Genomic DNA, 10,476 nt, shown 5'->3' with positions numbered 1-10,476 from the left:
GGTGCAGCCGGTGGTCGTGCATGGAGGCGGCCCTGAGATCAACCAGTGGCTGGGGCGTCTGCAGATCGAGCCGGAGTTCCGGGGGGGGCTGCGGGTCACCACCCCGGAAACGATGGACGTGGTGGAGATGGTGCTCGTGGGCCGCGTCAACAAGCACATCGTCAACGGCCTGCAGAAGGTGGGCGGCCGCGCCGTGGGCCTCTGCGGCAGCGATGGCGCTCTGGTGACGGCCCGCACCTACGGCGAGGGCTGCAACGGTCTGGTGGGTGAGGTGGCAGCCGTCGACCCGGCGGTGCTGTCGCCCCTGCTCGATGCCGGCTACATCCCGGTGATCTCCAGCGTGGCGGCCGATGTGGACGGCCAGGCCCACAACATCAACGCCGACACCGTGGCCGGTGAGCTGGCCGCGGCCCTGCAGGCCGAGAAGCTGATCCTGCTCACCGACACCGCCGGGATCCTGCGTGACCGCCACGACCCCACCAGCCTGGTGCGCCAGCTCACCCTGGCCGGCGCCCGCGACCTGATCGCCAGGGGCGTGGTGGAGGGCGGCATGACCCCCAAGACGGAGTGCTGCATCCGCGCCCTGGCCCAGGGGGTGGCTGCTGCTCACATCATCGATGGCCGGGTGCCCCATGCCCTGCTGCTGGAGGTGTTCTCCGATGCGGGCATCGGCACGATGGTGGTGGGCAGTCCCCGCCTGCTGGAGGATTGAGCCGAACGCCGCGCCGCATGGCCCCTGACTCCACGGCCAGCCACCCCTCGGCCGGCGACCCGCTGGCCCCTGCCCGCCGCGCCCTCGATCACGGCGATTACGGCCTGGTGCTGCGGCAGCTCGAGCCGCTGGTGGAGCAGCATCCTCCCTCCACCCCGCTGGGAGCGCAGCTGCAGCTGATGATGGCCACCGCCTGGATGGGCCTGGGCTGGAGCGAACGCGCCATCGCCTGCTGCCGGCGCCTGCGAGGCTGCGGGGATGCGGCGCTGCGGGCCCAGGCCAGGGAGCTGGAGACTGTCCTGGAGGCGCCCGTGCTGCGGCGTCCGAGGGAATGGTCGCTGACCCTGCCGGCCCTGGCTGAGGCCACGCCCTTGGAGGGCCGCATGCAGTCGGGATCCTTGCGCCGCCGCCGCACGGCCGAGCCCGAGTTGCCGCCGCCCCCGCCGGTGGGGCCCACCCGCCTGCCGATCGGTTTCGCTCTGGTGGTGCTGGTGGTGCTGGCGGCCCTGGCGTTTCTGCTGGGCGGCTGCATGCAGGTGCGCGCCGAGCTGCAGTTCCATGGGCCCGGGCGCCTCCAGGTGGCGTTTGAGCAGCACGCCCCCGGCGGTCGCCCCACCCCCTGGCAGCGCCAGTTCAGCGCCGGCCTGAAGCGCCAGGGTCTTACCCCGGTGGGCAACGCGGCGGAGCCCCGCTGGCAGAGCGAGGTGCTGCCGGCCAGGGACGCCCTCGATCTGCTGGCACGCAATCTCGAGCAGGCCGCCCGCCTGGCCGGGGTGAGCCTCCCGCCACCCGTGCTCGAGCTGCGCGAACGCAACTGGCTGGTGGGCGTGCGCCAGCAGCTCAGCGTGGAGCTCGATCTGCAGGGCATCGAGCCCCTCCCCGGCCTGGAGGTGAGGCTGGACCTGGAGCCCCTTCATCTGTGGGCCGTGCGCCTGGCGGAACCGGAAGCGGCCGCGCTTGCCGATGATCAGCCCGGCCGTGTGCTCTGGCCGCTGCGGGCGGGAGCGCTCAACCGGCTCAAGGTGGCCAGCTGGCGCTGGAGCCCGCTGGGCCTGGGGAGCCTGCTGATCGGGCTGGCCCTGCTTCTCGTCTCGCTGCTGGCCCGCCTGCGCCTCGCCCTGGGCTTCGGGCTGCCGGAGCTGCCCGCCTGAGCTCCGGCCTAGAGGGTGAGCGGGTCGGGATCGATCGCCAGCCCCACCTCCCGCGGTAACCCCTGGCGCAGCTCACGTTCGGGTGGCAGGGGCAGGGCACTGCCGCCCGGACCGTGCAGCAGCAGCTGCCAGCGGCTTCTGCCGGCCACCCGCGCCACCGGAGCCGGTGCGGGGCCGATCAGCAGCCAGCCGGCCGTCTCCAGACGGGTGCGGATCCGCTCGGCCAGGGAGGTGGCGGCGGTGGCGGTGACGCTGGCGGAGGGGCCGCTGAGCCGCAGCAGGCAGGCCCGGCTGAACGGCACCAGGCCGCCGCTGCGGCGAAGGGCCAGCTCCTCCTCCAGAAACAGCTCGTAGCGGCCATCCACCAGGTGGCGGATCACCGGGTGGTCGGGGCAGTAGGTCTGCACCAGAACCTCGCCGGGCCGTTCGCCGCGCCCGGCCCGGCCGGCCAGCTGCAGCAGCAGCTGCAGGCACTGCTCCGAGGCGCGCAGGTCGGGGCGGTGCAGCAGGCCATCGGCCGCCAGCACCGCCGCCAGGGTGACGCGGGGCAGGTCCATCCCCTTGGCCAGCATCTGGGTGCCCACCAGCACGTCGGCCTCACCGGCGGCGAACCGCTCCAGCAGGTGGCGGTGACCGTCGCGACCGCGCGTGCTGTCGCGGTCGAAGCGCAGCAGGCGCAGCCCCTCGAGCTCCTCGCTGAGCAGCTCCATCACCCGCTGGGTGCCGGCGCCGAAGGGCTTGAAGGCCCGCGATCCGCAATGGCTGCAGCGGTCGGCGAGTTCCTCCCTGTGATCGCACCAGTGGCATCGCAGCCATTCCCGCCCTCCCGCCGTGCGGTGCACGGTGAGGGCCACGTCGCAGTGGGGACAGAGCACTGCCTCGCCGCAGCTGCGGCAGCTCAGGAAAGAGCGATAGCCCCGCCGCGGCACCAGCACCACGGCCTGCTCGCCCCGTTGCTGGAGCTGCTCCAAGCGGCTCATCAGGCGCGGCTGACCACCCGGCGGTGCCCTTCCGCCAGTTCGTGGCGCATGTCGATGACCCGCACGTCAGGCAGGGGCCGCTGGCCGATCCGCTCCGGCAGGCGCAGCAGCCGGGTGTCGGGCTCCTGCCCCTGGCAGGCCATCCAGCTTTCCAGCGAGGGTGTGGCACTGCCCAGCACCAGCCTGGCGCCGCATCGCCGGACCCGCAGCCGGGCCACATCGCGGGCGTGGTAGCAGGGCATCGGGCTGTCCTGCTTGTAGGAGCTGTCGTGCTCCTCGTCGAGTACCAGCAGGCCGAGGCGGGGCAGCGGCAGGAACACCGCCGAGCGGGTTCCCACGCCGATCAGGGGTTCGTCGTCGGCCTCGAGGCAGCGACGCCAGCCGGCCACCCGCTCCGCGTCACCCATGCCGCTGTGGTACTCCACGATGCGGTTGCCGAAACGGCTGCGGCAGCGATCGAGCAGCTGAGGGATCAGCCCGATCTCCGGGGTGAGCAGCAGGCTGCTGCGCCCCTCCGCCAGCGCCTGCTGCGCCAGCTGCAGATAGACCTCGGTCTTGCCGGCGCCGGTCACACCCCAGAGAAGGAAGGCCTGGCCGCAGGGCGAGGCTGACACCGCCGCCACGGCAGCCGCCTGGTCCGCCGTGAGGGGGCGCGGCTCGCCCGCCCCGCCTGGTGGGGGCAAGGAGGAGGTTTCGATCGCGGCGTTGAGGCGTTGCAGCAGTCCTCGCCGCTCGAGCCCCTGCACCACCGAGCGGCTGAAGCCCCCGGGCCGGCAGAGCTGGCGCAGGGGCTGGGGTCCCGGTTGCGCGGCCAGGTGGGCCAGCACCCGGCGCTGCTGCTCCGTGAGCCGCTCATGGTGGTCCGCGGCGCGGCCCAGGCCGATCAGCCAGTCGGGTCGCTGTCGTCCGCCGCCGGCCTGGCGTCCGCTGCCCAGCCAGCCCGGCGGCAGGGCGCTCTTGAGCGTGCGGAACACACTGGTGTGGCAGTGGTGCGCCACCGCCTCGATCAGCTGCTGCCAGCCCGGCTCCACCGCGGCGCTCTGCAGCACGGCCTCGAGGGGCCGCAGGCCTGAGGGCTCCAGCCCGGAGGGGGGCTGCGGCAGCAGCTCCACCACCAGCCCGCGATGGGGCCGGCCCTGCAGGCGCACGCGCACCAGATCGCCCACGCCCACGGCCAGCCCCAGGGGGTTGGCGTAGGTGAACACCTGGCCTTCGCGTCCGGCCTCCAGCCAGATTTGCAGCCAGGGGCTCACCCGCCTTGCATTCGTCTGCCGGCATTCATAGGATGTGAAGGTTGGCAGTCCCATGGCTGCCGGCGGAACCCGGCAGAGTTCCGTCCAGAGGGAAGACCTGAAGCGAGTGCCGGGAGACTCCTCCCATCGGCCTCCCGGTCTGCGAACACCCCTGACAGCCTGCTCCCACACCGCCCAGCCCGTCCAGCTTTTTCCCCCGCGCCGGGATTCCCTTCCGACCGCTGCCGAGGCTTGTCCTGATTCAGGCTCCGGTCGCCAGCTTCCCCCGGTGCCACGTCGCGACGTGGCACCGGGTCGTGCCTGCACCTCCGCTCCGGCCCAGTCACCTCTCTTACCGTCTTCCATGAGCCCTGCTGCCGTCCAAGCCAAGACCTCGCCGGAGATCCTGATGGTGACCACGGCGGACGGAGGGGATGCTCCGCTCAAGCCCAAGGCCATCAAGGCCAAGGCAGCAGCCAAGAGCGCCGCCAAGACGGACGCCGTCAAGGCCGCGCCAGCCACTCGTGCCGGCAAGGCGGCCAGCACCAAGGGCTCGACCGATCTGGAGTCGGCGGCCGATGCGCTCCTGGCCGCGGCCGAATCCAGCCCTGACGCCGCGACCGCGCCGGCCCTTCCCGACGCCGCCAAGGACAAGGACGACGACAAGGCCGCCAAGGCCCTGGCCAGCATCAAGGTGGGCCCCAAGGGCGTCTACACCGAAGACTCGATCCGGGTCTATCTCCAGGAGATCGGGCGCATCCGTCTGCTGCGGCCGGACGAGGAGATCGAGCTGGCCCGCAAGATCGCCGACCTGCTGCAACTCGAGGAACTCGCCGCCCAGTTCGAGGCGGATCATGGCCGCCAGCCCGACACCAAGGAGTGGGCCGCCCTGGTCGACATGCCGCTGGTCAAGTTCCGGCGTCGGCTGATGCTGGGCCGTCGGGCCAAGGAAAAGATGGTGCAGTCCAACCTGCGCCTGGTGGTGTCGATCGCCAAGAAGTACATGAACCGGGGCCTGAGCTTCCAGGACCTGATTCAGGAGGGCAGCCTCGGCCTGATCCGTGCCGCGGAGAAGTTCGATCNGCTCCAGATCGCCCATCGGCCGCAGCAGCCGCCGGATTGCCAGGCGCAGGGACCGCTGGCCCACCAGCTCACTCACCCCCCCTGGCGCTCCAGGATCCGGGCGCGATCCACCAGCGGCGCCTCGATCCAGCGGCGCAGGCAGCGGCCGCCCATTGCGGTGTGGGTGCGATCGAGGGCCCAGAGCAGCGAGCCGTGCAGACTGCCGCCCAGCTGGGTGCGGGTGAGCTCGAGGTTGCGGCGGGTGGCCGCATCGATCACCAGGGCATCACCGGCGTGCCAGCAGGTGGGCGGATCGAGCGGTACCAGCGCCGGGCTGGTGCCATCCAAGTAGTGCACCAGGCCGCCGGCGGCACGCAGGGCCAGCGGCAGCTCTCCCAGCCCCAGACCGTCCAGGCTGGCCAGGCTGAAACGCTCCCGGAGGGTGGCGGCCGCCTCGGGCGCCTCGAAGGGGGTGCGCGGCAGGGGTGTGAGCCGCAGGGCGTCGGGGCACCAGGCGGGGGCCGGGGAGATGCCGCCGCGCTGCTCGGCCAGTCCACCGGCCCAGAGAACCTCGGCGGCTTCCACCTGCAGCAGCTCCTGGTGCAGGGTGTCGCTGCCCGCTCTTTCGGTGACCCGGAATTCACCGGTGCTGACATCGGCCACGGCCAGACCCCAGCGGGCCGCCGAGTCGCCGGAACCCTCCAGCACCACGGCGCAGAGCCAGTTGTTGCGGCGGGCCGCCAGCATGCCCTCCTCCAGCACCGTGCCGGGGGTGAGCACGCGAGTGATCTCGCGCCGGAGCAGCTCGCCCTTGGCCGGGGTGGTTTCCACCTGGTCGCAGAGGGCGACGCTGTGGCCGCGGCGCACCAGCTCGCCGCAGTAGCGCTCGGCGGCATGGTGGGGGATGCCCGCCATCGGCACCCGACCGATCGCCTTGCCGCCCTCCTTGCCGGTAAGGGTGAGCTCCAGCAGGCGCGAGGCGGTGATGGCGTCTTCGAAGAAGCACTCGAAGAAGTCGCCCAGGCGGTAGAGCAGCAGCCGCTCCGGGTGGGCCGCCTTGAGCTCCACGTAGTGGCGCAGCATCGGCGTGAGCTGCTGCGGATCCACCAGGCCGTGGTGGTGCCAGGCGGGCAGGTCGGTGTCGGCTTCGGCGTGGGTGTCCGACTGGGTGTCGATCCCGCTCTCGTCGGCGTCAGCCGCGGGTGCTTCGGGCGCCTGGCGCTGTCTGCTCCTCTGGCGTTGTCGCGGCCTGGGTGGGGCTTCCCCCGTGGCCGGCTCAGCCAAGGCCGCCTCCATGAGCGTCCCGTTGCTCGCAGGTCCGGTGCCCACCCCGCCGAACAGATCTCCCTGGATCCCCAGACCAGTGATCAGCGAAAGCTGGTGCTCGGCTTCCGCGGCCACGGTCCCCTCAGGCGCTGGCAGGGATCGTAGGGCGGGTCGCCGGGTGAATAGGGNCAGACGCGCCTGCGGAAGACCTGCACCCTGGGAATGCGCTCGACGTCGGCGTGCTACGCGAGCAGCGCGGCTTGGGGAGGGATGTCCTGGCCCTGCCGAACAGGATGAGGCCCCGGCATCGAGATGTGAAGCAAGCGGTTCTGGCCCCCGGCTGGGCCAGGGCTGCGTGTGAGAATCCCGCAACTGACAGGTCCGGTGCCGCCGCTGATCCATGCAGATCCTCAACACCCTCACCGTTCTGGCCTTGGTGGTGCTGTCGTTCGCGCTGATTGTGGCCGTGCCGGTCCTCTACGCCAGCAGTGAGGACAGCGGCCGCTCCAACCGCCTGATCCTGCTGGGTGGCCTGGCCTGGGTGGGCCTGGTGCTGCTCAACTGGGGCATGAGTTTCTTCGTGGTGTAGTCGCTGCGTAGCCTGAGCGCATTCGCGGTCAGCCTGTGGCCAGCTTCGAGGGAACCTTCACATCGGCTGCCGGGCTGCGGATCGCCATCGTGGTGGCCCGCTTCAACGACCTGGTGACAGGCAGGCTGCTGAGCGGCTGCCTCGACTGTCTGGCTCGCCACGGCATTGATACCGGTTCCAGCAGCTCCCAGCTCGACATCGCCTGGGTGCCCGGAAGCTTCGAGATCCCCCTGGTGGCCCAGCGGCTCGCGGCCACCGGTCGCTACCAGGTGGTGATCACCCTGGGGGCCGTGATTCGCGGCGACACCCCCCACTTCGATGTGGTGGTGGCCGAGGTGAGCAAGGGGGTGGCGGCGGTGAGCCGCGCCACCGGGGTGCCGGTGATCTTCGGTGTGCTGACCACCGACACCCTCCAGCAGGCCCTGGAGCGTGCCGGCATCAAGAGCAACCTGGGCTGGAGCTACGCCCTTCAGGCCCTGGAGATGGGCTCGCTGATGGCCGCTCTGCCTGCCTGACCAGCAGGACCTGGGGAGTGGCGTCGTTGAAGCCGAGCTGCCGGTAGAAGCCGGCACTGTTGGTCGTCATCAGGTACACCCGTTCCACACCCCGCACCATCGGCGCGGCCAGCAGGGCCTCCACCACTTGCCGGCCCAGGCCGCGGCCCTGGAGGTCGCCGGCCACCACCACATCCCAGAGCACGGCCCGGCAGAGTCCGTCGCTGGTGGCCCGCCCGAAGCCCACCAGGCGCTTGCCACGCCAGAGGCTCACGACCGCCTCGCTGCCGGCCAGCAGACGCCGCAGATCGGTGCGGCTGCGGCCGCAGGCCCAGAAGGCATGCTTGTCGAGCAGTCGCTGCAGCTTCAGCAGACCGCGGCTGGGGCGCAGGCCCGGCCCGAGCCCGAACCAGCGCAGCCCGGGGGCGCCGGGGGCATGTCGCAGCAGGCGGATCGCGGTCATCCGGCGTGGCACATGGCAGCATCCTCCCAGCCACGCCGGCCTCTTGGTTCCCCACTCCCCCCNGGCTCAGCCCCGCAAGGGAATCATCCTGGCGGGCGGTACCGGCACGCGTCTGCATCCGATCACCACGGGCGTGAGCAAGCAGCTGCTGCCCGTCTATGACAAGCCGATGATCTACTACCCGCTCACCACGCTGATGCTGGCGGGGATCCGGCAGGTGCTGATCATCACCACCCCCCTCGACCAGCCGGCTTTTCAGCGCCTGCTGGGCGACGGCAACGCNTGGGGCATGGAGATCCGCTATGCCGTGCAGCCCAGCCCCGATGGCCTGGCCCAGGCATTCCTGATCGGCGCGGAGTTCCTCGCCGGCGCACCGGCGGCGCTGGTGCTGGGTGACAATCTCTTCCACGGCCATGACTTGGTGCCCCAGCTGCAGGGGAGCAACGGCGGCGGTGACGCCGCCACGGTGTTCGCCTATCCGGTGCGCGATCCAGAGCGCTATGGGGTGGTGGAGTTCGCGCCTGACGGCCGGGTGCTGAGCATTGAGGAGAAACCGGCGCGGCCCAGGTCGCGCTATGCGGTGACGGGTCTTTATTTCTATGACCCCTCGGTGGTGGAGCGGGCAAGGCGGGTGCGGCCGTCCCCCCGGGGGAGCTGGAGATCACCGATCTCAACCGTCAGTACCTCGACGAGGGACTGCTGCGGGTGGAGCTCATGGGCAGGGGCATGGCCTGGTTGGACACCGGCACCTGCGACTCCCTGCACGAGGCGGCCAGCTACATCCGCACCCTGGAGCACCGCCAGGGGCTGAAGGTGGGCTGTCCGGAGGAAGTGGCCTGGCGGATGGGCTGGATCGACGGTGGCCAGCTGGAGCGGCTGGCCCAGCCGCTGCGTAAGAGCGGCTACGGCGAGTACCTGCTGCGCTGTCTGAACGAGCCCTGCAGCGACCACCGGGCGCTGCAGTCGAGCCTGGAGGTGAGCCATGCGGGCTGAGCGGCTGATCACGGCGGCGGGCATGGAGCTGGAGGGCCCGCTGCTGCTGACACCGCGGGTGTTCGGCGATGCGCGGGGCTTCTTCTTCGAGAGCTGGAACCAGCGGGTGTTCGACGCCGCCGCAGGCCCCATCGGCTTCGTGCAGGACAACCACTCGCGCTCGGCGGCCGGCGTTCTGCGAGGCTTGCACTACCAGCTGCCACCCNATCCCNAGGNCAAGCTGGTGCGCTGCGTGGCCGGCGCCATCTTCGATGTTGTAGTGGACATCCGCCGCGGCTCGCCCAGCTTTGGACAGTGGGCGGCTGCCCACCTGAGCGCTGAGGACAAACGTCAGGTGTGGGTGCCGGAGGGTTTCGCCCACGGCTTCCTCGCCCTCAGTGAGGCCGCGGAGGTGCTCTACAAGACCACCGCCTTCTGGAGCCGCGACTGCGAGCGTTCCCTGCGCTGGGACGACCCGCAGCTGGCGATCGCCTGGCCCNTGGATGCGCTCGGTGCTGCCCTTCCTCAGCTCAGCGCCAAGGACGCCGAGGCGCCCACCTTCGCCCAGGCTGTGGCGGCCGGTGAGGTGTACGGGTGACGGCGGTGCCCGTCACGGTGCTGCTCACCGGCGCCGCCGGCCAGCTGGGCCGGGCCCTCCTGGCGTCCTGTCCGCAGGGGGTGGAGCTGATCGCCACCAGCCGGGCTGGTGGCGAGGGGCTGCTGCCGCTGGATCTGGCCGATGCGCAGGCTTGCCGCCGGGTGGTGTTGGAGCACCGCCCCGACTGGGTGCTGAATGCCGGCGCCTATACGGCGGTGGATCGGGCCGAGAGCGAGCCGGAGCTGGCCAAGGCGGTGAACGGCGGTGCGCCGCGGGCGCTGGCGGAGGCCTTGCGCGAGACGGGTGGCAGCTTGCTTCAGGTCAGCACCGACTTCGTGTTCGACGGCCGGCAGGGCAGCCCCTACCTCCCGAAGCAGAAGCGCCGGCCGCTGGGTGTTTACGGCGCCAGCAAGGCGGCGGGAGAAGAAGCGGTGGAGCAGGTGCTGGGAGCGGTCGGCCAGGGGGTGATCCTGCGAACCAGCTGGGTGATGGGGCCCGTGGGCCGCAACTTCGCGCGCACGATGCTGCGGCTGCACCGGGAGCGGGGCGCCGGTGGTCCTGCGATCGGTGTAGTGGCCGACCAGGTGGGCTGCCCCACCAGCACCCTCACCCTGGCGACTACCTGCTGGCGGCTGATCGGGCGCTGGGATGCCATGATCAGCGCTGCGGGAGCCGGCCCCCTGCCGATGGTGCTGCACTGGAGCGATGCAGGTGCCGCCAGCTGGTATGACGTAGCCGTTGCGGTGGGCGAGTTGGGGGTGGAGCTCGGATTGTTGGAGCAGGCAGCGTCCGTGAATCCGATCCTCACTGCGGACTATCCGCTGCCGGCGCCCCGACCAAGCTATTCGCTGCTGGAGTGCAGCGGTACTCGTCAGCTCCTCGACCTTCAGCCCAAGCACTGGCGCGTGGCCTTGCGGCAGATGCTCGAGACTGCGCCCTCTGTCGGTCCCTGACCAT

8 protein-coding genes and 3 pseudogenes are annotated in these 10,476 nt (G+C 71.3%); 8 read left to right on the top strand and 3 right to left on the bottom strand.

The window, feature by feature from the left end; genetic code table 11:
• Positions 1-712, top strand: a 712-nt coding sequence (gene argB / locus SYNGFB01_RS00635; protein ID WP_048016491.1) for an acetylglutamate kinase, incomplete at its 5' end; no start/stop codon positions are given.
• A gap of 17 nt (positions 713-729) precedes the next feature.
• A complete protein-coding gene (locus SYNGFB01_RS00630) occupies positions 730-1,863 on the top strand; it encodes a DUF3153 domain-containing protein (protein ID WP_048016490.1) in 1,134 nt (377 codons plus the stop codon).
• 8 nt (positions 1,864-1,871) lie between these two features.
• Here the strand turns inward: SYNGFB01_RS00630 and priA are convergent.
• A pseudogene (priA, locus tag SYNGFB01_RS00625) lies at positions 1,872-4,150 on the bottom strand (primosomal protein N').
• 289 nt (positions 4,151-4,439) lie between these two features.
• Here priA and SYNGFB01_RS12755 point away from each other — a divergent pair.
• Positions 4,440-5,156: pseudogene (locus SYNGFB01_RS12755) on the top strand (sigma-70 factor domain-containing protein); the annotation flags it as partial.
• A gap of 74 nt (positions 5,157-5,230) precedes the next feature.
• Here SYNGFB01_RS12755 and SYNGFB01_RS00620 read toward each other — a convergent pair.
• Complete coding sequence (locus SYNGFB01_RS00620; RefSeq protein ID WP_235299832.1) at positions 5,231-6,538, bottom strand: hypothetical protein; 1,308 nt, start codon at positions 6,536-6,538, stop codon at positions 5,231-5,233.
• Positions 6,539-6,803: 265 nt separating this feature from the next.
• Here SYNGFB01_RS00620 and psbZ point away from each other — a divergent pair, with 265 nt between their 5' ends.
• Positions 6,804-6,992 (top strand): photosystem II reaction center protein PsbZ, encoded by a 189-nt coding sequence (psbZ, locus tag SYNGFB01_RS00615; RefSeq protein WP_048016489.1) that lies wholly within the window; start codon positions 6,804-6,806, stop codon positions 6,990-6,992.
• Between the two features lie 35 nt (positions 6,993-7,027).
• Positions 7,028-7,507 carry a 6,7-dimethyl-8-ribityllumazine synthase gene (gene ribH, locus SYNGFB01_RS00610; RefSeq protein ID WP_048016488.1) on the top strand — a complete coding sequence of 160 codons (480 nt, stop codon included), beginning with the start codon at positions 7,028-7,030 and terminating at the stop codon, positions 7,505-7,507.
• On the opposite strand, the gene SYNGFB01_RS00605 is transcribed toward ribH, so the two are convergent.
• Positions 7,431-7,949: a GNAT family N-acetyltransferase gene (locus SYNGFB01_RS00605; protein WP_082325777.1), complete on the bottom strand. Its 519-nt coding sequence runs from the start codon at positions 7,947-7,949 to the stop codon at positions 7,431-7,433. The genes ribH and SYNGFB01_RS00605 overlap by 77 nt on opposite strands.
• 43 nt (positions 7,950-7,992) lie before the next feature.
• Between SYNGFB01_RS00605 and rfbA the strand changes: the two are divergent.
• The 3 genes and pseudogenes from rfbA to rfbD all read left to right on the top strand — a co-directional run bounded on the left by rfbA (position 7,993) and on the right by rfbD (position 10,472).
• Positions 7,993-8,942: pseudogene (rfbA, locus tag SYNGFB01_RS00600) on the top strand (glucose-1-phosphate thymidylyltransferase RfbA).
• The gene (gene rfbC, locus SYNGFB01_RS00595) at positions 8,932-9,519 is read left to right on the top strand and encodes a dTDP-4-dehydrorhamnose 3,5-epimerase (protein WP_048016487.1); all 588 of its coding nucleotides are present in this window, start codon (positions 8,932-8,934) and stop codon (positions 9,517-9,519) included. Before rfbA ends, rfbC begins: the two are co-directional and overlap by 11 nt.
• Complete coding sequence (gene rfbD / locus SYNGFB01_RS00590) at positions 9,516-10,472, top strand: dTDP-4-dehydrorhamnose reductase (protein ID WP_082325776.1); 957 nt, start codon at positions 9,516-9,518, stop codon at positions 10,470-10,472. Before rfbC ends, rfbD begins: the two co-directional genes overlap by 4 nt.
• The last annotated feature ends 4 nt before the right edge of the window (positions 10,473-10,476 follow it).

The sequence above is a fragment of the Synechococcus sp. GFB01 genome, assembly GCF_001039265.1.
GTDB lineage: Bacteria > Cyanobacteriota > Cyanobacteriia > PCC-6307 > Cyanobiaceae > NIES-981.
Note: the sequence above shows the minus strand (reverse complement) of the source record. Positions and strands in the feature narration are given on the sequence as shown.

What these genes read in the sequence shown, in the direction of transcription:
- SYNGFB01_RS00605 (WP_082325777.1), bottom strand. Translation starts at nt 7,949, where the DNA reads ATGACCGCGATCCGCCTGCTGCGACATGCCCCCGGCGCCCCCGGGCTG.
- psbZ (WP_048016489.1), top strand. Translation starts at nt 6,804, where the DNA reads ATGCAGATCCTCAACACCCTCACCGTTCTGGCCTTGGTGGTGCTGTCG.
- SYNGFB01_RS00630 (WP_048016490.1), top strand. Translation starts at nt 730, where the DNA reads ATGGCCCCTGACTCCACGGCCAGCCACCCCTCGGCCGGCGACCCGCTG.